Annotated in this window: 19 protein-coding genes and 1 pseudogene; 7 read left to right on the top strand and 13 right to left on the bottom strand. The window is 69.3% G+C overall.

Features of this window, described 5'->3' with window-relative positions:
- Positions 1 to 74 precede the first annotated feature (74 nt).
- The 4 genes from BLW81_RS18165 to BLW81_RS18150 are packed head-to-tail and all read right to left on the bottom strand — an operon-like array spanning position 75 to position 2589.
- Complete coding sequence (locus BLW81_RS18165) at positions 75 to 437, bottom strand: hypothetical protein (protein WP_083410630.1); 363 nt, start codon at positions 435 to 437, stop codon at positions 75 to 77.
- Positions 434 to 1705, bottom strand: a complete 1272-nt coding sequence (locus BLW81_RS18160; RefSeq protein WP_083408378.1) for an ArsA family ATPase — start codon at positions 1703 to 1705, stop codon at positions 434 to 436. The genes BLW81_RS18165 and BLW81_RS18160 overlap by 4 nt, the downstream gene beginning before the upstream one ends.
- A gap of 1 nt (position 1706) precedes the next feature.
- Positions 1707 to 2144, bottom strand: coding sequence for an SRPBCC family protein (locus BLW81_RS18155; protein ID WP_083408377.1), 438 nt, complete (start codon positions 2142 to 2144; stop codon positions 1707 to 1709).
- Between the two features lie 55 nt (positions 2145 to 2199).
- On the bottom strand, positions 2200 to 2589 hold the full coding sequence (locus tag BLW81_RS18150; protein ID WP_083408376.1) for a polyketide cyclase / dehydrase and lipid transport: 390 nt from the start codon (positions 2587 to 2589) through the stop codon (positions 2200 to 2202).
- Positions 2590 to 2680: 91 nt separating this feature from the next.
- On the opposite strand from BLW81_RS18150, the gene BLW81_RS18145 reads away from it, so the two are divergent.
- On the top strand, positions 2681 to 4480 hold the full coding sequence (locus BLW81_RS18145; RefSeq protein WP_083408375.1) for an AMP-dependent synthetase/ligase: 1800 nt from the start codon (positions 2681 to 2683) through the stop codon (positions 4478 to 4480).
- On the opposite strand, the gene BLW81_RS18140 is transcribed toward BLW81_RS18145, so the two are convergent.
- From BLW81_RS18140 to BLW81_RS18125, 4 genes are all read right to left on the bottom strand, one after another.
- Positions 4477 to 5604 carry a glycosyltransferase family 4 protein gene (locus BLW81_RS18140; protein ID WP_083408374.1) on the bottom strand — a complete coding sequence of 376 codons (1128 nt, stop codon included), beginning with the start codon at positions 5602 to 5604 and terminating at the stop codon, positions 4477 to 4479. The genes BLW81_RS18145 and BLW81_RS18140 overlap by 4 nt on opposite strands.
- 1 nt (position 5605) lies before the next feature.
- Positions 5606 to 6463 carry a peptidase gene (locus BLW81_RS18135; RefSeq protein ID WP_083408373.1) on the bottom strand — a complete coding sequence of 286 codons (858 nt, stop codon included), beginning with the start codon at positions 6461 to 6463 and terminating at the stop codon, positions 5606 to 5608.
- Entirely contained in the window at positions 6432 to 7553 is a 1122-nt protein-coding gene (gene ripC, locus BLW81_RS18130; protein WP_083408372.1) for a peptidoglycan hydrolase RipC, read from the bottom strand. Before ripC ends, BLW81_RS18135 begins: the two co-directional genes overlap by 32 nt.
- A 153-nt stretch (positions 7554 to 7706) precedes the next feature.
- Positions 7707 to 7910 carry a hypothetical protein gene (locus tag BLW81_RS18125; RefSeq protein ID WP_083408371.1) on the bottom strand — a complete coding sequence of 68 codons (204 nt, stop codon included), beginning with the start codon at positions 7908 to 7910 and terminating at the stop codon, positions 7707 to 7709.
- A 124-nt stretch (positions 7911 to 8034) separates the two neighbouring features.
- Here BLW81_RS18125 and BLW81_RS18120 point away from each other — a divergent pair.
- Positions 8035 to 9879, top strand: a pseudogene (locus tag BLW81_RS18120) (DEDD exonuclease domain-containing protein); the annotation flags it as partial.
- On the opposite strand, the gene trpD reads toward BLW81_RS18120, so the two are convergent.
- Positions 9817 to 10905, bottom strand: a complete 1089-nt coding sequence (gene trpD / locus BLW81_RS18115) for an anthranilate phosphoribosyltransferase (protein ID WP_083408369.1) — start codon at positions 10903 to 10905, stop codon at positions 9817 to 9819. The pseudogene BLW81_RS18120 and the gene trpD sit on opposite strands and share 63 nt — an antisense overlap.
- Positions 10906 to 10952: 47 nt before the next feature.
- Between trpD and ctaE the strand changes: the two genes are divergently transcribed.
- Genes ctaE through qcrB form a run of 4 tightly spaced genes read left to right on the top strand, consistent with a single transcriptional unit; the run spans position 10953 to position 15313 of the window.
- Complete coding sequence (gene ctaE / locus BLW81_RS18110; RefSeq protein ID WP_083408368.1) at positions 10953 to 11564, top strand: aa3-type cytochrome oxidase subunit III; 612 nt, start codon at positions 10953 to 10955, stop codon at positions 11562 to 11564.
- Positions 11565 to 11604: 40 nt separating this feature from the next.
- Positions 11605 to 12411 (top strand): cytochrome bc1 complex diheme cytochrome c subunit, encoded by an 807-nt coding sequence (gene qcrC, locus BLW81_RS18105; RefSeq protein ID WP_083408367.1) that lies wholly within the window; start codon positions 11605 to 11607, stop codon positions 12409 to 12411.
- The gene (qcrA, locus tag BLW81_RS18100; protein ID WP_083408366.1) at positions 12408 to 13622 is read left to right on the top strand and encodes a cytochrome bc1 complex Rieske iron-sulfur subunit; all 1215 of its coding nucleotides are present in this window, start codon (positions 12408 to 12410) and stop codon (positions 13620 to 13622) included. Before qcrC ends, qcrA begins: the two co-directional genes overlap by 4 nt.
- Positions 13619 to 15313, top strand: a complete 1695-nt coding sequence (gene qcrB, locus BLW81_RS18095) for a cytochrome bc1 complex cytochrome b subunit (protein WP_083408365.1) — start codon at positions 13619 to 13621, stop codon at positions 15311 to 15313. Before qcrA ends, qcrB begins: the two co-directional genes overlap by 4 nt.
- 237 nt (positions 15314 to 15550) lie before the next feature.
- Here qcrB and BLW81_RS18090 read toward each other — a convergent pair whose 3' ends face one another.
- From BLW81_RS18090 to ctaC, 4 genes are all read right to left on the bottom strand, one after another.
- Entirely contained in the window at positions 15551 to 16228 is a 678-nt protein-coding gene (locus BLW81_RS18090; protein WP_083408364.1) for a DUF2561 family protein, read from the bottom strand.
- The gene (locus BLW81_RS18085) at positions 16228 to 17076 is read right to left on the bottom strand and encodes an MmpS family transport accessory protein (RefSeq protein WP_083408363.1); all 849 of its coding nucleotides are present in this window, start codon (positions 17074 to 17076) and stop codon (positions 16228 to 16230) included. Before BLW81_RS18085 ends, BLW81_RS18090 begins: the two co-directional genes overlap by 1 nt.
- A 152-nt stretch (positions 17077 to 17228) precedes the next feature.
- Positions 17229 to 17648 carry a cytochrome c oxidase subunit 4 gene (locus BLW81_RS18080; RefSeq protein ID WP_083408362.1) on the bottom strand — a complete coding sequence of 140 codons (420 nt, stop codon included), beginning with the start codon at positions 17646 to 17648 and terminating at the stop codon, positions 17229 to 17231.
- Between the two features lie 10 nt (positions 17649 to 17658).
- A complete protein-coding gene (gene ctaC, locus BLW81_RS18075) occupies positions 17659 to 18705 on the bottom strand; it encodes an aa3-type cytochrome oxidase subunit II (RefSeq protein WP_083408361.1) in 1047 nt (348 codons plus the stop codon).
- Between the two features lie 151 nt (positions 18706 to 18856).
- On the opposite strand from ctaC, the gene asnB reads away from it, so the two are divergent.
- Positions 18857 to 20788, top strand: a complete 1932-nt coding sequence (gene asnB / locus BLW81_RS18070) for an asparagine synthase (glutamine-hydrolyzing) (RefSeq protein ID WP_083408360.1) — start codon at positions 18857 to 18859, stop codon at positions 20786 to 20788.
- The last annotated feature ends 1 nt before the right edge of the window (position 20789 follow it).

The following is a 20789-nucleotide window of genomic DNA, read 5'->3' as shown; positions in this document are numbered from 1 at the left end:
GGGGACCGAACACCGGCCGGTGTTCTGCGACAACTTTACCTATGCGCTGTGGATGCGACCACAGCGCGCGATGCCTACTCCTCGACCGTGACGGGGATGTGTTGATAGCGCCCCGGTGGCGGTGGCGGCGGAGGTCCGTCGGGACCCGCATCGGGCGGCGGCGACGGCGGGCCGTCGGGCTGGGCCTGCTCGAGGATCGCCCGGATGACGGCGAGCAACGCGACGCTGTGCTCGCCGATGACCGTCAGCAACGGATGCTGCTCGCCGGCCACCAGCGCAGCCAGCGCGCACACCGGACACCACACCTGCTGGCATCTGCCGGCGTCGCCGCCCATGGCACGCGCGGCGGCGAGCCGTACCGCGGGGTCGAGCTTGTCGAGGATCGCCTGCGCCAGCTGCCGCAACTCGGGCCCGAGATCGGGGTGTGGCCCACTCACTTCGGCCACACCTCCGGGTTGGGTCGGAACCGCACGGTCAACTCACATCCTCGCAATTGCGCGTCCACCACGATGCACCGACGCAGCACCGACGCCAAACGGACCCGGCGCCGCATACCGCCGGCGCCGATGATCAAGTCGTCGTCGACCCGGCCCAGCGTCAGCGCCGAGGAGTCGACCTGGGGCAACTCTAGCCGTAGCCGGTAGATCGCTTCGAGCCCGGAGCCGGACTCGCGGTCGACGATCGGGCGCAGCGGCCCGGGCGGCGGTGCGCCCTCGCGGCGCCGCGCACCGTCGAGCAGCTCGCCGAGCGCCTTGGGACCGATCGGCTCGCCGGCCAGGTGCGGCACCATGACCAGCTGGACATCGCCGATCGTGGCGTCCAGTTCGTCGAGCACCGCGCGCTGCTCGGAGATCCGCTCGGTGTACCAGTCGAACGCCGGGTGCTCGGGGAGGTTGCGGTATTCGTACGAATCGTCTTGCACCAGAATCTGGTTCACGATCAACTCGGCCACCTGCACGCCCATCAGCGCGAGCGAGCCCAGCGTGCGCGCCGCCTCCGCGGCGACCACCCGCTCGGCGGTCATCACCAGGTGCGCGCTGACCTGGGTCCCGTCGGTGAGCAGCGCGCCCAATTGCTCGGTGCCCGCGCTGATGCGCTCGAGCAGGTGGACCACCGCCGAGGTGCGCGCGTCGTCGACGCCGGTGGACAGCCGCCGGTGCCGCGGCCACGCCCGCTCCAGGTACAACGCGAACGTCGAAGGCAGGGTCAGCATGCGCAGCGCGTCGGCGGTCGAGGCGCAGTCCACCACGACCCGGTCCCACTCACCGGAGGACGCCAGCTCCCCCACCTCATGCAGGCCGAGCACCTCCTGGATGCCGGGCAGCGCCGAAAGCTCCTCGGGGGCAACATTTTCCAGCTCTGATTCCGGGAACCGGCCGGTGATCAGGTCGGCCACGTCGCGCCAGCGTGCACCCAGCAGGGCGAGCGTGTCCAGTGCCAGGGCGTCGAGGAAGCCGCCGCCGGCGCCGCCGCCCGCGTGCAGGTCGGTCAGTACGCGGGTCGGTTGCCGAAGGCCGGTCGGCGTCACCGGGGTGCCGAGCACATCTCCGATCGAGTGCGCCTGGTCGGTCGAGACGAGCAGCACGCGAAGTCCCGCCTGTGCGTCGCGCACGGCGGTCGCGGTCGCCAGCGTCGACTTGCCTACGCCGCCTTTCCCGACGAACAGGCTGATCCGGGCGACGGCAGGCGTGTCGGTGGCATTCAGCTCACTCAGCCTCGGCTCGTTTCTTCAGGTCCTTCAACGCGGTGTCGGTCAGCCTGCGCTCGGCCTTGCGCTTGAGCAGCCCGATCATGGGGATGATCAGATCCACCGACAGCTCGTAGGTGACCTCGGTACCGGATCCCTTGGGCGACAGCCGATATGCCCCGTCCAGCGCCTTCAGCAGCGAACTGGACACCAGCGTCCACGTCACCGAGTTGCGGTCCGGCGGCCACACATAGGACAGCACCATGGTGTCCTTGAGGACCGCGGCGTCGAGCACCAGCCGGGCCGTCTTCGGATAGCCGTCGGCGTCGGTTTCGAGAACCTCGGTCTCCTTGTACTCGGCAACCCAGTCCGGATAGGAGCCGATGTCGGCGATGACGTCCATGACCGTCGAGGGGTCGGCATCGATGTAGATGGTCTGCGCCGTCTTGTCCGCCACGTGGAAAATCTACCCTCCCCGCTCGGCAGTAACCGCTCGTTGGGCCCGCCGGTCGTCAGGCCAGCCGCGACACACCCACGGGGCGGGTGGCCTCGAGGCGCTGCTTGACCTCGAACGCCATGGCTTTACCCGCGACCCGGCGGCGGTGGTTCATCTTCGCGAGGTTCATCTTCGCCAGGTCCCGGGCGCTGGCCCCCGACGGCTCGGCGTGCAGGAAGTAGTGCAGGACGACGCCGTCGAGCACCGGTTCCAGCCAGATCTCCATCGTGCCGGTGAGCGCTCCGGTGACCGTCCAGCGGTGTCCCTTCTCGCCGCGGTCCTCGACGACGGTCAGCCGCAGATCGGGCCACCAGCGGCGCCAGCTCGCGGTCTCAGCGACATACCGGCCGACCTCGACGGGGTCGGCGGCGACGAAGGTGTCGTCGGCGATCTGGATGCTGTTCATGGCTCACCACCTTCACATATGACCCGGACCCGGCTGATTGCGGCCGACTAGGCTGGTCAGGAGCAGACCGTCGAAACGAGAGGTCAAGATCGTGCGTGAGTTCAGTGTGCCGGCGTCCTTCACGGTGGGCGAGCACGACAACGTCGTCGACTCGGTGTTCGCCCATGAGCGCGACGATCCCGACCATGTGATCTTCCGGCGGCTGGTCGACGGCAGCTGGACCGACGTCACCTGCAGCCAGGCCGCCGCCGAGATCCGGTCGGCGGCCCTCGGGTTGATCGCCAAGGGCGTCAAGCCGGGTGATCGCGTCGCACTGCTGTCGGCGACGCGCTACGAGTGGCCGATCCTGGACCTGGCGATCCTGGCCACCGGCGCGCTGACCGTGCCGATCTACGAGACGAATTCGGCCGAACAGGTGAAGTTCGTGCTCACCGACTCCGAGGCGGTGATGATCATCGCCGAGACCGATGCGCACGCCGACAAGATCGAGCACCTCACCGACGAGCTCCCTGCCCTGCGCGAGGTGCTGCGTATCGAGGGCAGCACGACCCCGGCGCTCGAGGAACTCGCCGAGGCGGGCAAGGCGATCGACCCCAAGGAACTCGACGCGCGCCTGGCCGAGCTGCGGGCCGCCGATCCCGCGACGCTGATCTACACCTCGGGCACCACCGGTCAGCCGAAGGGTTGCCAGCTCACGCATTCCAACCTCGTCTACGAGATCCGCGGCGCCAAGGACTGCTTCCCGACGCTGCTCACCAAGGGCGAGAAGATGCTGGTGTTCTTGCCGTTGGCGCACGTGCTGGCCAGGGCCATCACGTTGGCGGCGTTCACCAACAAGGTGACGCTCGGATTCACCAGCGACATCAAGAACCTCGTGCCGACGTTCGCGGTGTTCAAGCCGACGCTGGTGGTGTCGGTCCCGCGGGTGTTCGAGAAGGTCTACAACACCGCCGAGCAGAACGCCCGCAACGACGGCAAGGGAAAGATCTTCGCGATCGCGGCGGAGACGGCGATTGAGTGGAGCAAGGCGCAGGATTCCGGTAAGGCTGGTCTGCTGCTGCGTGCCAAGCACGCGGTGTTCGACCGGCTGGTGTACGGCAAGCTGCGCGCCGCACTTGGCGGCGAATGCCGCGGCGCGATCTCCGGCGGCGCACCGCTGGGCGCGCGGCTGGGCCACTTCTACCGCGGCGTCGGGCTGACCATCTACGAGGGCTACGGCCTGACCGAGACCAGCGCCGCGATCACCGTCAACCGCCTCGACGACATCAAGGTCGGTTCGGTCGGAAAGCTGCTGCCGGGCAACAGCATGCGCATCAACGACGATGACGAGCTGCTGGTCAAGGGCGGCGTGGTGTTCTCCGGCTACTGGCGCAACGAGGAGGAGACCAACGCGGTGTTCTCCGACGGCTGGTTCCACACCGGCGACCTCGGCGCGATCGACGACCAGGGATTCCTCACCATCGTCGGCCGCAAGAAGGAGATCATCGTGACCGCGGGCGGCAAGAACGTCGCCCCCGCGATCCTCGAGGACCGGCTGCGGGCGCACCCGCTGATCAGCCAGGCGATGGCGGTCGGGGACGCCAAACCGTTCATCGCCGCGCTGATCACCATCGACCCCGAGGCGATCGTCGGCTGGAAGGAACGCAACGGCAAGAACGCCGACGCGTCGGTGGGCGACCTGGCCACCGACCCGGACCTGCTCGCCGAGGTCGATCTGGCGGTCAAGGAAGCCAACCAGGCGGTGTCCAAGGCCGAGGCGATCCGCAAGTTCCGCATCCTGCCCGTCGACTTCACCGAGGACACCGGCGAGCTGACCCCGACGATGAAGGTCAAGCGCAAAGTCGTGGCGCAGAAGTTCGCCAGCGACATCGACGCGCTCTACGCCAGCTAGAGCAGGGCGGACAGCCGCTGCGCCTGGGTGTGCCACTGCCAGTGGTCGACCACCCAGCGCCGGCCCGCCGCGCCCATCCGCGCCGCGCGGTCGCGGTCGACGAGCAGGTCGCTGACCGAGGCCGCGATGGCGCCGACGTCCCACCCGTCGACCACGAGGCCGGTCTCCCCGTGCCGGACCGTCTCGGGCGCGCCGCCGGACCGGCCTGCCACCACCGGCACGCCGCTGGCCGACGCCTCCAGGAACACGATCCCGAGGCCCTCTACGTCCAGTCCGGCGCCGCGGGTGCGGCACGGCATCGCGAACACATCGGCCATCGCGTGGTGCGCGGGCAGTTCCTCCCCCGGCACGCCGTCGGTGAACACGACGTGCTCGGCGACCCCGAAGCTGTGCGCCAGCCGGCGCAGCGACGAGCGGTAGGGCCCGCCGCCGACGATGACCAGCGCCGCGCCATGTGCGCGCTGCCGGATCGCCGGCAACGCGCGGATCAACATGTCCTGGCCCTTGCGCGGCACCAGCCGCGACACGCACACCACGACCGGCCGGTTGCCGAGCCGGTAGCGGGCCCGCAGTTCGGCGCGCGCCACCTCGTCGGGCGCGAACCGGTCGGTGTCGACGCCCGGCGGAAGATGCTCCAGCGCTGCCCGGGGCCCGAACGCCGAGGCGAACCGGCCCCGGGTGTAGTTGCTCACGTAGGTGATCGTGTCGGTGCCGTTCCCGATGCCGCGCAACGCCGTTCGGGCCACCGGCAGCATCGACCACCCCACCTCGTGGCCGTGCGTGCTGGCGATCACCCGGCGCGCCCCGGCGTCGCGGGCCAGCGGCGCCATCAGCGCGAGCGGCGCGGCCGCACCGAACCACACCGTCTCGGCGGATTGCTTTTCGACCAGACTGCGCATCCTGCTGATCACCGATGGTTCGGGCAGCATCAGCGTGCCCGGGTGCCGCACCACCTCGTAGGCGGCGCGCGCATCGAAGTCCTCGGCGCCCTTCCACTTCGGGGCGTACACCGTCAGGGTGTGCCCGCCGGCGGCGATCAGATGGTCGACGAGCTCCTGCAAGTAGGACTGGATACCGCCGCGCCGCGGCGGGAAGTCGTTGGTGACGAGCAGAACCCGGCTCACGTCAGGTGGCCGCCCATTGCCGCCACTGCGCCAGCACCGCCGCCATGTCGGCGCCCAGCGTGTCGCGCACCGCGGTCGCGACGTCCGGGTGCCCCGGCCGGCAGGCCGCCAGATACAGCGCGCGCAGCGTCGGCGCACCGTACCGGTCGGCGACGAACCGGCTGAACCACCAGGCGCGGTCGTAGGCCCAGGACCGGTCCGGTCCGGACAGTTCGGCGTCGGTGGGCAGTGCGGCGACCGAGGCGCCCGGCGGAGCCGCCGCCGGCCTGCCGACGAAGTCGGCCACCCCCTCGGTGAGCCAGCGGGGCGCGTCGGCGGCGGTGCGCGCACGCGCCGCGTAGTGAAAGAGCTCGTGGCGCAGCACGATTCGCAGCGCGTCGGCGGACATGTCCGCCGCGCCGGGCGCGAACATGATCCGGTCGTCGGTGGTGGTCGCCGCGGTCGCCGGGTCACCACCACCGACGGCGGAGAACTGCGCGTCGGAGCCTGCGGCCACGATGGTCACCGCGCGCGGCCAGTCGGGTCCCCAGAACGCGGTGACGGCGCCTGCCGCGTCGTCCATCTCGGCGGCGATACGAGTGATGAGGTGCTCCGCGCGCGGCCCGCCGAGCGCGATGAGGTGCACGGTGCGGCCGTCGGCCAAAGTCCGCTCGCCGGCGGCACTAGACGCCCCGGTGGGGGTGATCAGCGCAGAGGGGGCTGCTTCCGTCGGCGCCGACGGTGCGCCGGACCGGTCGAGCAGCAGCACCGCGCAGATCAGTTCGGCGATGAGCAGCGCGGCCAGCCTGGCGCGGTGGCGCGAGCGCGTGGCAGTACCGACGGAGGCCTCAGTACCGGCGGACGTTGTAGATCGGCGCATTGTCCACCGGGGCGACCCGCACCGGCGTGCCGTAGGTCGACGCGTGCACCATCATTCCGTCGCCGATGTAGATGCCGACGTGCGAGGCGTCGGAGTAGTACGTCACCAGGTCACCGGGCTGCATCTGGTCCCTCGAGACGGACTGACCGCCGTTTGCCAGCGCCTGGCTGGAGTGCGGCAGCGAAATGCCCGCCTGCTGGAACGACCACATCACCAGGCCGGAACAGTCGAAGGCGTTCGGGCCGGAACCGCCCCACGAGTACGGCGAGCCGATGCGGCTCAGCGCCGCCTGGATCACGGTCGCCGAGTGCCCACCCGGCGGAGGCGCCATGTCACCCGGCGGGATCGCGCCCGGCGCCGGCGGCGCGGCCATGATCGCGGGATCACCGCCTGGTGGCAACGGCGCGGGAGCGGGCACCGGGGGCGCGGGCGGCATCGCGGCCAGCGCCTCGCGCTGGTTCGGGGTCAGGGCCTCGTACTGAGATTTGACGACGGCGATCTGCACCTGCAGCCGGCTTTGCTTGGATTGCAGGTCGGCGCGCACCGCCGCGGCCTGCTCGGCGGCGGTCTTGGCCTCGGCCGCCGACTTGGCCGACTCCTGCTCGGCCAGCGCGGCCTTGTGACCGGTTTCGCGGAAGTTCTTCATCTGCGCCGACATCTCGGCGGCCATCACGCGCTGCACCGACAACTGGTCGATGAGGCCCTGCGGTGAGTTCGCGGTGAGCATGGCGTCCAGGCCGTCGGTGCGGCCGCCCATGTACTGCGCCGCGGCGACCTTGTCGACCGCGGCCTGGAAGTTCGCCAGCTGAGCCTTCGCCTTCGCGGCCGCCTCGACATCGGCGGCGTGCTTTGCTTCGGCGGTCTGCTGAACGGCCAGCTTGTTGTCGAGATCGAGCTGCGCCGAGTGCATCGCCTCGGTGGTCTGCTCGGCCTGCCGGGACAGCTCGTTGAGCTTCGCCAGCGCGTCATCGGCCGGGTCGGCCTGGACACTGCTGGCGAACATTGCGCCGAGGACGGTGATACCGACTATCGCACTGATGAGGGGTCGTCGAAACCCGCGCTTGAGCCAATGCGTGCGGTCGAGCCTCAAGATTTGCGTCCTTCAACTTCCGAAGACGAAGCCGTGTCGAACTGCTCTTAGGTCTCAGACAGGTTACGAAACGGCATCGGGGTTGTCCAACAGAAGACGCAAATTTAACAGCCGCCTCAGCGATCTTTCCTACGCGCGTCCCCGCGAGTTCGGTCAGGCGACACCGGATTTACCCTCGCGGCGAATAGGCACCAGCCGAAGCCGCGGCGCCAACCCGACGTCGGCGAGCACCTCCAGCGCCTGACGCTCGTCGTCCAGCAACGTCTCAGGAACGCCGAGCAGGACGCTCACCACACAGTCCTGACAACCAGGTCCGCGGACCGCGCAGTCGTCGCAGTCGATCTTCACCGTGCCCACCAATGGCTCCTCTCGGTCGGTGTGCCGCCGACGCTAACCGCGGGCACCGACAAGTTCGCCCGCCGACGACACCGCAACCGCGTGGCAACCCGCCGGTGTCGGTGGCGTTTTCTACCGTCATCGCATGGGCCAGCTGAGCTTCGCTGACGTCGACGCTCAACTGGATGCGCAACTCAAGGTCGGCGACGTGCCGCTGCACGAGACCACGTTCGTCGTCGTCGACCTCGAGACCACCGGCGGCCGTGCCAACGCTGCCAACGGGGGCCAGCCCGACGCGATCACCGAGATCGGTGCGGTCAAGGTCCGCGGCGGCGTGGTGCTCGGCGAGTTGGCGACGCTGGTGGACCCGGGACGCGCCATCCCGCCGCAGATCGTCCAGCTGACCGGGATCACCACGGCGATGGTGTGCAACGCGCCGCGCATCGAATCGGTGCTGCCCGCGTTCCTCGAGTTCTCCCAGGGCGCGGTGCTGGTCGCGCACAACGCCGGTTTCGACATCGGGTTCCTGCGCGCGGCGGCCGAGCGCTGCCAGGTGCCTTGGCCTCGCCGGCCGGTGCTGTGCACGGTGAAGCTGGCGCGACGGGTGCTCACCCGCGACGAGGCACCCAGCGTGCGGCTCTCGGCGCTGGCCCGGCTGTTCGGGTCGGCCACCACCCCGACACACCGCGCGCTCGACGACGCGCGGGCCACCGTCGATGTGCTGCACGGACTCATCGAGCGGGTCGGCAACCAGGGCGTGCACACCTACGCCGACCTGCGCGCGTATCTGCCCGACGTGACCCCGGCCCAGCGGCGCAACCGGCGGCTGGCCACCGCGCTGCCGCGCCGCCCGGGGGTGTACCTGTTCCGCGGCCCGGCTGCCGAGGTGCTCTACATCGGCACCGCGGTGGATCTGCGGCGCCGGGTCAACCAGTACTTCAATGGATCCGACACCCGCACCCGCATGAAGGAGATGGCGTCGCTGGCGACCGCGGTCGACCACGTCGAGTGCGCGCACGATCTGGAAGCGGGGGTGCGCGAACTGCGGCTGCTCGCGGCGCACGCCCCGCCCTACAACCGCCGGTCGAAGTTCCCGCAGCGGTGGTGGTGGGTGGTGTTGACCGACGAGGCGTTCCCGCGCTTCTCGGCGGTGCGGGCCGCGGCGTCGCACACCGCGATCCGCCCGCACGATTTCGAGTCGGCGATCGGGCCGTTCCGGGTGCGCGCCGACGCCGTCGAAACCGCCGCGTTGCTGGCCCGTTTCACCGGCGTGCGCACCTGCACCAAGAAGCTCGCGCGCGCGGCGGTGCACGGTCCGGCGTGTCCGGAACGCGAGATCGCCCCGTGCCCGGCCGCCCGCGGCGTGGCCGCCGCCGACTACGCCGAGGCGGTCGAGCGGGCCCGAGCGTTGATCTCAGGGCGCGACGACGGCGCCCTGGCCGCGGTGCTCGACCAGATCGCCGACCTCGCGGGCCGGGCCCGCTACGAGACCGCGGCGCGCCTACGCGACCACGCGGCCACCGCGATCGACGTGCTCTGGCGCGGGCAGCGCCTGCGCGCGCTGGCCGCCGTCCCGGAACTGGTGGCGGCGCGCCCCGACGGTTCGGGCGGCTGGCACCTCGCGGTGATCCGCAGCGGCCAGCTCGCCGCTGCCGGCAATGCGCCGCGAGGCGTGCCGCCCATGCCGGTGGTCGACGCGATTTGTGCTGGCGCACAGGCGATTCTGCCGATGCAGGCCCCGCTGGGCGGCGCGCTGGTCGAAGAGACCGCGCTCATCGCGCGCTGGCTGCACCAGCCGGGTGCGCGCATCGTGCGCGCCGAGTCCGGCTACTGCTCGCCGGTGCGCGCGGCGGGCCGCTGGTCGTCGTGGGCGGCCTCGGCGCGGTCGGCCCGGCTGGCCGCCGATCAGCTCGATCGCGCGGACTCGTCAAGCCTTCTGCGAGAACCGCACCCAACGCGCGAGGAGTTGTTCGGCCGCCCCGGAGTCGATGGCCTCGGCCGCCTTGGCGAGCCCCGTCTCCCAGGCCGGCACCCATTTGGCGTCGCTGGATAGCCCGGCATGGGCGACCAGCGCGCCCGCCGCGTTGAGGATCACCGCGTCGCGCACCGCCCCGGTGGCCCCGCCGAGCACCGCCCGCACGGACGCGGCGTTGGCCTCGGCATCCCCGCCGACCAGTTCGGAGATCTCGGCGCGCTTGAACCCGAACGCCGCCGGGTCGAACTTCAACCGCTCGACGGTGCCGGCCTGCACCCGCCAGATCGTGCTCGTCGTGGTCGTCGTCAGCTCGTCGAGTCCGTCGTCGCCGTGCACCACGAGCACGCTGGAGCGGCGGGTGGCGAACACTCCGGCCATCACCTCGGCCAGCTCGCCCCATGCGCAGCCGATCAGCCCCGCGCGCGGCGTCGCCGGGTTCGTCAGCGGGCCGAGCAGGTTGAACACCGTCGGCACTCCGATCTCGCGGCGCACCACCCCGGCGTGCCGGTACGACGGATGGAACTGCGGCGCGAACGCGAACCCGATCCCCAACTCGGCGACGCTGCGGGCGACGTCGTCGGGTCCGAGGTCGATCCGCACCCCGAGCGCCTCGAGCGTGTCGGCGCCACCGGACAGCGAGGAGGCCGCGCGGTTGCCGTGCTTGATGACCGGCACGCCCGCGGCGGCGACCACGATCGCCGCCATCGTCGACAGGTTCTGGGTGTTGGCGCCGTCGCCGCCGGTGCCCACCACGTCGACGGTCTCGGTGCCGAAGGCGTCCGTCGGCACCCGTCGCGCATGCTTGAGCATCACGTCGGCCAGCCCGGTGACCTCGGCCGACGTCGGACTTTTCATCTTCATGGCGACCGCGAAGGCGGCGATCTGCGCCGGCGTCGCCGCCCCGGTCATGATCTGGTCCATCGCCCAGGCCGCTTGGCCCGTGTCGAGGGATTGACCGGTTGTCAACCGGCCCAGAATCCGGGGCCAGGCGAAGGAATCGGATTTTTCAGGTGAGACCACGACCTGATTATTACGAAACACCCGACCCGGGTGGAGATCAACAACTACAAAGCGTCATACTTGCTCCTGTGACGAGCGCTGTAGGGACCTCCGGAACCGCCATCACATCGCGGGTGCATTCGCTGAACCGACCGAACATGGTCAGTGTCGGCACGATTGTCTGGCTTTCCAGCGAACTCATGTTCTTTGCTGGGCTGTTCGCGATGTACTTCACCGCCCGGTCGCAGGCGGGCGGCGAGTGGCCGCCGCCGCCGACGGAGCTCAACCTCGTGCAGGCGGTGCCGGTCACCCTGGTGCTGATCGCGTCCTCGTTCACCTGCCAGATGGGCGTGTTCGCCGCCGAACGCGGCGACGTCTTCGGCCTGCGCCGCTGGTACACGCTGACGTTCGCGATGGGCCTGTTCTTCGTGCTCGGCCAGGGCTACGAATACATCCAGCTCGTCCACCACGGCACGACGATCTCCAGCAGCGCCTACGGCTCGGTGTTCTACCTCGCCACCGGTTTCCACGGCCTGCACGTGATCGGCGGGCTGGTCGCCTTCCTCCTGCTCTTGGCCCGAACCCGGATGAGCAAGTTCACTCCGGCGCAGGCCACCGCCGCGATCGTCGTGTCGTACTACTGGCACTTCGTCGACATCGTCTGGATCGCGCTGTTCGCCGTCATTTACTTCGTCCGTTGAGCGGCTTGACGTGCCGATCAATCCGATGAGAAGGGGTTCGATGACCGACAAGTCGCGCCGTCGGCTACGCAGGCGCCTGTCAGGTGCTGTGCTGCTGCTGCTCGGACTGGGCGTTGCCGGCGGCCTGGCTGCCACCCTCACGCCAACGCCGCAGGTCGCGGTCGCCGACGAGTCACAGTCGGCGCTGCTGCGCACCGGTAAGCAGCTGTACGAGACGTCGTGCGTGACATGCCACGGCGCCAACCTGCAGGGTGTCGCCGACCGCGGGCCCAGCCTGGTCGGCGTCGGTGACGCCGCGGTGTACTTCCAAGTCTCCACCGGCCGCATGCCGGCGATGCGCGGCGAGGCGCAGGCGCCGCAGAAGCCGCCGCAGTTCGACGAGCAGCAGACCGACGCCCTCGGCGCCTACATCCAGGCCAACGGTGGCGGCCCGGTCGCCCCGCGCGATGACAACGGCGAGATCGCGTCGCAGTCGCTGATCGGCAGCGACGTCGCCCGCGGCGGTGACCTGTTCCGGCTGAACTGCGCGTCGTGCCACAACTTCACCGGCAAGGGCGGCGCGCTGTCGTCGGGTAAGTACGCCCCCGATCTCGGCGACGCGACGCCGGCGCAGATCTACACCGCGATGCTGACCGGCCCGCAGAACATGCCGAAGTTCTCCGACCGGCAGCTCTCGCCGGAGGAGAAGCGCGACATCGTCGCCTACGTCCGCGAATCGGCGGAGACTCCCAGCTACGGCGGCTACGGCCTCGGCGGGTTCGGCCCGGCGCCCGAAGGCATGGCGGCCTGGATCATCGGCATGGTGGCCGTCATCGTCGCGGCCCTGTGGATCGGAGCGCGAGCATGAGCGAGCCGGGTAACGGCGCAGAAAACACCCCGCTGGGCACCGACGCGCCCGGTCATGCCGGCGTGCCCGGGCAGCCGACCGACGCCGAACTCGCCGCGATGTCGCGCGAGGAACTGGTCGAGCTCGGCGGCAAGCTCGACGGCGTCGAGATCGTCCACAAGGAAGACCGGTGGCCGGTCCAGGGCACCAAGGCCGAGAAGCGCGCGCAGCGCATCATCTCGTATTGGCTTCTGCTGGGCGGCTTCTCGGGCCTGGCGTTGCTGCTGGTGTTCCTGTTCTGGCCGTGGGAGTACAAGCCGTACGGCTCCGAGGGTGAGCTGCTGTTCAGCCTCGCGACCCCGCTGTACGGGTTGACCTTCGGCCTGTCGATCCTGTCGATCGGCATCGGCGCGGTGCTGTACCAGAAGAAGTTCATCCCCGAGGAGATCTCGATCCAGCAGCGCCACGACGGCGCCTCCCCCGAGATCCAGCGCCGCACCGTGGTGGCCAACCTGGGCGACGCGCTCGAGGGCTCGACGATCAAGCGCCGCAAGCTGGTTGGGCTGTCGCTGGGCATCGGCCTCGGCGCGTTCGGCCTCGGCACGCTCGTCGCGTTCGCCGGCGGCCTGATCAAGAACCCGTGGAAGCCGGTGGTGCAGACCGCCGAGGGCAAGAAGGCCGTGCTGTGGACGTCGGGCTGGACTCCGCGATACCAGGGCGAGACGATCTTCCTGGCGCGCTCCACCGGCAGCGGCACGTTCGTCAAGATGCGGCCCGAGGACATCGACGCCGGCGGCATGGAGACGGTGTTCCCGTGGCGTGAGTCCGACGGCGACGGCACCACCACCGAGTCGCACCACAAGCTCGCCGAGATCTCGATGGGCGTGCGCAACCCGGTCATGCTCATCAGGATCAAGGCGCAAGATCTGCCCCGCGTGGTCAAGCGCAAGGGCCAGGAGAGCTTCAACTTCGGCGATCTGTTCGCCTACACCAAGGTCTGCTCCCACTTAGGTTGCCCCGCATCCCTTTACGAGCAGCAGACCTACCGGATCCTGTGCCCGTGCCACCAGTCGCAGTTCGACGCGTTGCACTTTGCGAAACCCATATTCGGCCCGGCTGCGCGCGCGTTGGCGCAGCTGCCCATCACCATCGACCAGGACGGGTATCTGGTCGCCAACGGCGACTTCATCGAACCCGTCGGGCCGGCCTTCTGGGAACGGAAAACAGTATGAGTCCATCACTGCCGAAGCCGCCGAAGCTCGCCGAAGTCGCTGCGGCGCAGGGCAATGCCATCGATTCGCGCTACCACCCGTCGGCGGCGGTACGGCGACAGCTGAACAAGGTCTTCCCGACCCACTGGTCGTTCCTGCTGGGCGAGATCGCGTTGTACAGCTTCATCGTCCTGCTGATCACCGGCGTCTACCTGACCCTGTTCTTCGACCCGTCGATGGCCGAGGTGACGTACAACGGCGTCTACCAGCCGCTGCGCGGTGTGCAGATGTCGAAGGCGTACCAGACCACGCTCGACATCAGCTTCGAAGTTCGCGGCGGGTTGTTCGTCCGGCAGGTCCACCACTGGGCGGCACTGCTTTTCGCCGCGTCGATCATGGTGCACCTGGCCCGCATCTTCTTCACCGGCGCGTTCCGCAGGCCGCGTGAGGCGAACTGGGTGATCGGCGCCCTGCTGCTGATCCTGGCGATGTTCGAGGGCTACTTCGGTTACTCGCTGCCCGACGACCTGCTCTCGGGCATCGGCCTGCGGGCGGCGCTGTCGTCGATCAGCCTGGGCATGCCGGTCATCGGCACCTGGCTGCACTGGGCGCTGTTCGGCGGCGACTTCCCGTGCGGCGGCGTCGGCAACCAGTGCATGGAGTACGGCATCTGGGTGCCGCGGATGTACGCGCTGCACATCCTGCTGATCCCGGGAATCATGTTGGCGCTCATCGGTATGCACCTGGCGCTGGTGTGGTTCCAGAAGCACACCCAGTTCCCCGGCCCGGGCCGCACCGAGACCAACGTCGTCGGCGTGCGCGTCATGCCGGTGTTCGCGGTGAAGTCCGGTGCGTTCTTCGCGATGACGGTCGGCATCCTCGGCCTGATGGGCGGGTTGCTGACGATCAACCCGATCTGGAACCTGGGGCCCTACAAGCCGTCTCAGGTGTCGGCGGGTAGCCAGCCGGACTTCTACATGATGTGGACCGAGGGTGTGGCGCGTATCTTCCCGCCGTGGGAGATCTACCTCGGCAACTACACGATCCCGGCGTCGACGTGGGTGGCGCTGTTCATGGGCCTGGTGTTCACGCTGCTGATCGCCTACCCGTTCATCGAGAAGAAGCTCACCGGCGACGACGCGCATCACAACTTGCTGCAGCGTCCGCGTGACGCTCCGGTGCGCACGGCGTTCGGCGCCGCGGCGATCGCGCTGTACATGCTGTTCACGCTGTGCGCGATGAACGACATCATCGCGCTGAAGTTCCACATCTCGCTGAACGCGACGACGTGGATCGGCCGCATCGGCATGGTCGTGCTGCCTGCGATCGTGTACTACATCGCCTACCGCTGGGCGATCGGCCTGCAGCGCAGCGACCGCGAGGTGCTCGAGCACGGCATCGAGACCGGCATCATCAAGCGGCTGCCGCACGGTGCCTACATCGAGTTGCACCAGCCGCTCGGACCGGTCGACGAGCATGGTCATCCGATTCCGTTGGAATACCAGGGCGCTGCTCTGCCCAAGCGGATGAACAAGCTCGGCTCGGCCGGCGCGCCGGGCACCGGCAGCTTCCTGTACGCCGATCCGATCGAGGAGCACGAGGCGCTGGAGGCGGCGCAGCATGCGGGAGAGCGCAAGGCGCTGACCGCGCTGGCCGAACACCAGGCGCGCAACGGCTCCACCAACGGGGACTCGTCGAACGGGCATCACTGACGAGCGCACTTCGATAGACACTGCGTGCCCTGCTCATCGAGCAGGGCACGCAGTGTTTTGTGGGCCTGCTGTCGCTTCGCCGAGATTCGCGCCCACCACAGCCCTGGCGTAGAAATCGCGACCAGCCCGAAACACCCGGCCGCTAGCCGTCGCCGAGATCGACACCACGGTCGTGATTTCGCGCCCACCACAGCCCTGACGTAGAAATCGCGGGCAGAAGCCCAGACCCGCAGGCGGCTACCGATCGAGAACGGTGCGCAATTCCTTGAGGTAGAACCACGGCACCGCCGGCATGGCGAGAGTCACCAGCGCGGCCAGCACGTAGAAGATCCACGCCGCGATGGTGCTGTCGACGGCCATCAGGTAGGTCGCGACGCCGATCGCCACCATCGCGATCCCGATGGCACACGCGATCACCACGCCGCAGCGCAGCCACAGCTGGTCCACCGCCGCGGAGTGCGGCTCGGGCGCCTCCAGCGTGCGCTGCGCCCTCGGAGCCGCGTACGACGCCCGCGGGGCGGGCCCGGCACCGCGGGCACCACGCGTCCCGAACGCCTCGGTCGGCGCACTCCCCCGGCCTGCGGGAGTCGGACCGGTCGGCGCCGGTGCCGGCTCGGCGGAGGCCAGCGCTTCACGGCGCGCCCGCAGCAGCAGCGGCACCGCCCCGATGATCACCACCGCGGAAACCCCGATCACGGTGTACAGCAGCCACGGAGTGCCCGAGGAGCCGGTGTTTTCGGCGTGCCCGGTGCCCAGGTCCACCAGCGCGACGGCCGCCGCCACCGCGGTACCCAGCGCCACCAGCCAGATGCCCGCGCACGAGCCCAGCAGGATGCGGTCGGTGCGGTCGAGTTCACTGGAGTCCAAGGCCGGTGTCAGCCGTGAGCGTCCCGCACTGTCGGTGTCGTATGTCATCAGCAGCTCGTCTGCGCGGCGTTGTTGGTGTTCGACGACAGCACGGTGCCGTCGCTGGTGGTGATCGAGCAGTTCAGCCGGCTCACCAGGAACAGGCTGGAGGCCTGGACCGAGCCGACCTCGGACTGCGAGATCGGCGTCACGGTCAACGACCACGGGATGTACACGTTGCGCTGGGTCCGGCTGCGGCCCGACGCGTCGATGTAGGTCACGGTGATGATGTCTCCAGGTGCCTTCGTGCCGGTCACCGAATAGGTGACCTGGCGGGGACCGGACCGCGTCGTCGTGGTGGGCGGCGCACTGGGCGGTGGCGTCGTCTCGGGCGCCGGCGGTGGCGGCTCCTCGACCGGCGCCGGCGGCGGAGGCGGCGGCGGAGGCGGCTCTTCGGTGACCGTCACCGTCTCCGGCGGCGGTGGTGGGGGCTCCTCGGTCGTCGGCGGTGGCGGGGGCGGCGGAGGCGGTGTGGTCGTGGTGATCTCGTCCTGCACCGGCGGCGGCACCGCGGTCGTCGACGTCGACGGGGTCGCGAGGTTGTCGGTGTCGGTGCGGGTCACCAGCACCGATACCGACGCGACCAGCGCGACGGCCGCGATGATCGCGACCACGCCGACGACCCACGGCCACTTCGGCGGCGGCGCGGGCTCGCCGGGGTCGGCTTGTTCATAGCTTTCGTAGTCGTACAGCGCAGAATCGGCGGGCACGTACGGGCCCGCGGTGAACTGCTCGGACTCGGGCGCGGAGTAGGCACGCGAGTAGAACTCGGTCTCGCTGGTGTCCGGGGCCGGCTCACCGCCCGGATCCTGACCTGGAAGCGACGCTTCGTCATCGGGGGGATTCGGCCCGCTCATTTACGCCTATCCTTCTCGACTGCTCAACCGGCGCGACACGTCAACAAGCGGCTGACCGTGCCCCGGCAACACTACCCAACGGCGTCAGGGAGGTGACCCGCACGGCGCACTATGCGGACGAAGTGTTGCCCCGATTGTGACCTTGCGAGAGGTCAGTGCTTCTCGGGGCCGGTGTAGTACTCGAAGACCAGGCCCGCGACCGTCGTGATCACGAAGCAGCCGCCGGCCACGATGAGCCAGGGCAGCCAGAGCGCCACGCCGACCGCGGTGATCGACGCCGACAGCGCGATGAACACCGGCCACCAGCTGTGCGGGCTGAAGAAGCCCAGCTCGCCGGCGCCGTCGCTGATCTCGGCGTCCTCGTAGTCCTCGGGCCGGGTGTCCAGGCGGCGCGCCACGAACCGGAAGAAGGTGCCGGTGATCAGGGTCAGACCCGCGGTCAGGACCAGGGCCGTGGTGCCTGCCCACTCGATGCCGCCGTACTGGAACATCGACGTCAGGACGGCGTACACGACCGCGCAGAGGATGAAGAACGCGGTGAGGAACTCGAACAGCCGGGCTTCGATATGCATCTACTGGTCCCTACTTACTCGCCTGCTTGATCTCGGGCGCTAGCTCACCGCGGCGGCTGTCGAACGGCCGGGTGGTCTCGGCGGTCGGCGACTGGTTGATCGCCAGCAGCGCCTCCGCGTTGGTCTTGCCGTCGATCCGCTGCTGCATGTAGGCCTTGAAGTCGTTGGGCTCCACGACGCGCAGCTCGAAGTTCATCATCGCGTGGTAGGTGCCGCACATCTCGGTGCACCGCCCGACGAACGCCCCGGTCTGGTTGATCTCACTGATCTGGAACGTGTTGTCGGAGTTGTTGGCCTGCGGGTTGGGCATCACGTCGCGCTTGAACAGGAACTCCGGCACCCAGAACCCGTGGATCACGTCGGCCGAGGCGATGTTGAACTGAATCCGCTTGCCGGACGGCACCACCAGAACCGGGATCTCCGACGACGTGCCGAGCGTCTCGACCTTGTCGAACGCCAGGTAGGTGCGGTCCTCGGGGTTCTTGCCGGCGATGGCGCCGAACTCGCCGCCGTGCTCACCCTCCAGGCCCTCCGGGCCCGAGGCGACGGCGGCCTGGCGCTCGGGATCGCCGCCCTCGTAGTTGAACGTGCCGTCGGCGAAGTTGATGCTGTTGTAGCCGAACTTCCAGTTCCACTGGAAGGCGGTGACATTGACGACGACCTCGGGGTTGGGTTCCTCGTGCAGCATCCGCTCCTGCACGACGACGGTGAAGTAGAACAGCACCGAGATGATCAGGAACGGGATGACCGTCAACGCCAGTTCGAGCGGCATGTTGTAGCCGAACTGGCGCGGCAGCTCGGTGTCGGTCTTCTTCTTGCGGTGGAACGCCGAGGTCCAGAAGATCAGGCCCCACACGATGGCGCCGACGACGAGCGAGGCGATCACCGAACCGATCCACAGCTCGCGGTTCAGGTGCGCTTCGGGCGTGATGCCTTTCGGCCAGCCCAGGCCCAGGACCTCAGACCAGCTGCAGCCACTGAGCAGCAACGCCGTGGCCCCAAGGACGATTGACAGTGACGCCGTTCGCGCCGCCGTCTTCAGCCCGCGAGGTGTCACGTTGGAGCCTCCTAGAGTCATGCCGCGCGACCGCGTGCGGTCGGTGTTTCGAAGCGAATACTACGCAGCGTAGACCACGCCCGGGAGCCGGTCTCGACACACCTCCGTACTGCGGTGCTCGGGTGTGGCGGGCGTTGGGCATACTGGCGCCGTGTGCGGACTGCTGGCCTTGTTGCGTGACCCTTCCGCGACCGGCGGACCCGAGCTGATCGACGCGGTGTCCGGCGCGTCGCACCTGATGCGTCACCGCGGCCCCGACGAGCCCGGAACCTGGTCGGACGACCGGCTCGTGCTGGGCTTCAACCGGCTGTCGATCATCGACATCGCACACAGTCACCAACCGTTGCGCTGGGGGCCGCCCGAGGCGCCGGACCGCTACGTGCTGGTGTTCAACGGCGAGATCTATAACTACCTCGAACTTCGTGAGCAGCTGCGCGCCGAGTGCGGCGCGACGTTCGCCACCGACGGTGACGGCGAGGCGATCCTGGCGGCCTACCACCACTGGGGCACCGACGCGCTGGCGCGGCTGCGCGGCATGTTCGCGTTCGCGCTGTGGGACACCGTGGAGGGCGAACTGTTCTGCGCCCGCGATCCGTTCGGCATCAAACCGCTGTACCTGGCGACCGGGCCCGGTGGCACCGCGGTCGGCAGCGAGAAGAAGTGCCTGCTCGACATGGCCGGCGCGCTGGACCTGGACCTGGGCATCGACGAGCGCGCCGTGCAGCACTACACGGTGCTGCAGTACGTCCCCGAACCCGAGACGCTGCAGCGCGGCATCCGCCGACTGGAGTCCGGCAGCTACGCGCGGATCCGGCCGGGTGCGGCCCCGGAAGTCACGCGCTACTTCACCCCGCGGTTCTCCCCCGTGCCGTTCGTCGCCGGCCGGGAACAGGAGCGCTACGACGAGATCACCGCGGTGCTCGAGGACTCGGTCGCCAAGCACATGCGCGCCGACGTCACTGTCGGCGCCTTCCTGTCCGGCGGGATCGATTCGACGGCGATCGCGGCGCTGGCGATGCGGCACAACCCGCGGCTGATCACGTTCACCACGGGGTTCGAGCGTGAGGGCTTCTCGGAGGTCGACGTGGCCGTCGCGTCGGCCGAGGCGATCGGCGCCCGGCACGTCACCAAGGTCGTCGGCCAGGAGGAGTTCGTCGCCGCGCTGCCCGAAATCGTCTGGTATCTCGACGAACCCGTCGCCGACCCGGCGCTGGTGCCGCTGTTCTTCATCGCGCGTGAGGCGCGCAAGCACGTGAAGGTGGTGCTGTCCGGCGAGGGCGCCGACGAACTGTTCGGCGGCTACACGATCTACCGGGAACCGTTGTCGCTCAAGCCTTTCGAGTATCTGCCACGGCCGCTGCGCCGATCGCTGGGCAAGGCGTCGCGGCCGCTGCCCGAGGGGATGCGCGGTAAGAGCCTGCTGCACCGCGGGTCGCTCACGCTCGAGGAGCGCTACTACGGCAACGCGCGCAGCTTCTCCGACGCGCAGCTGCGCGCGGTGCTGCCGGGCTTCCGCGAGGAGTGGACGCACACCGACGTCACCGCACCGGTGTACGAGGCGTCGAAGGGCTGGGACCCGGTGGCCCGCATGCAGCACATCGACCTGTTCACCTGGCTGCGCGGCGACATCCTGGTCAAAGCCGACAAGATGACGATGGCGAACTCGCTCGAGCTGCGGGTCCCGTTCCTGGACCCCGAGGTCTTCGCGGTGGCGTCGCGGCTGCCCTACGACCAGAAGATCACCAGGGCGACAACGAAATTCGCCTTGCGGCGGGCGCTGGAGCCGATCGTGCCCGCGCACGTGCTGAACCGGCCCAAGCTCGGCTTCCCGGTGCCGATCCGGCACTGGCTGCGGGCGGGTGAGCTGCTCGACTGGGCGCACTCGATGGTCGGGTCGTCACAGGCGGGTCACCTGATCGACCTCGCCGCGGTGCGCACCATGCTCGACGAACACCGCGACGGCGCCGCCGACCACAGCCGTCGACTGTGGACGGTGCTGATCTTCATGCTGTGGCACGCGATCTTCGTCGAGCACAGCATCACACCGCAGATCAGCGAGCCGACCTACCCCGTGCAGCTGTAAA

The sequence above is a fragment of the Mycolicibacterium rutilum genome, from assembly GCF_900108565.1.
GTDB classification, from domain to species: domain Bacteria; phylum Actinomycetota; class Actinomycetes; order Mycobacteriales; family Mycobacteriaceae; genus Mycobacterium; species Mycobacterium rutilum.
This window is presented reverse-complemented; position numbering and strand designations above follow the sequence as displayed.

Coding starts and splice junctions, on each gene's coding strand:
- BLW81_RS18085 (WP_083408363.1), bottom strand. CDS start 17,076: ATGAGCGGGCCGAATCCCCCCGATGACGAAGCGTCGCTTCCAGGTCAG.
- qcrB (WP_083408365.1), top strand. CDS start 13,619: ATGAGTCCATCACTGCCGAAGCCGCCGAAGCTCGCCGAAGTCGCTGCG.
- BLW81_RS18150 (WP_083408376.1), bottom strand. CDS start 2,589: ATGAACAGCATCCAGATCGCCGACGACACCTTCGTCGCCGCCGACCCC.
- qcrC (WP_083408367.1), top strand. CDS start 11,605: ATGACCGACAAGTCGCGCCGTCGGCTACGCAGGCGCCTGTCAGGTGCT.
- BLW81_RS18090 (WP_083408364.1), bottom strand. CDS start 16,228: ATGACATACGACACCGACAGTGCGGGACGCTCACGGCTGACACCGGCC.
- BLW81_RS18135 (WP_083408373.1), bottom strand. CDS start 6,463: ATGCGCCGATCTACAACGTCCGCCGGTACTGAGGCCTCCGTCGGTACT.
- qcrA (WP_083408366.1), top strand. CDS start 12,408: ATGAGCGAGCCGGGTAACGGCGCAGAAAACACCCCGCTGGGCACCGAC.
- BLW81_RS18080 (WP_083408362.1), bottom strand. CDS start 17,648: ATGCATATCGAAGCCCGGCTGTTCGAGTTCCTCACCGCGTTCTTCATC.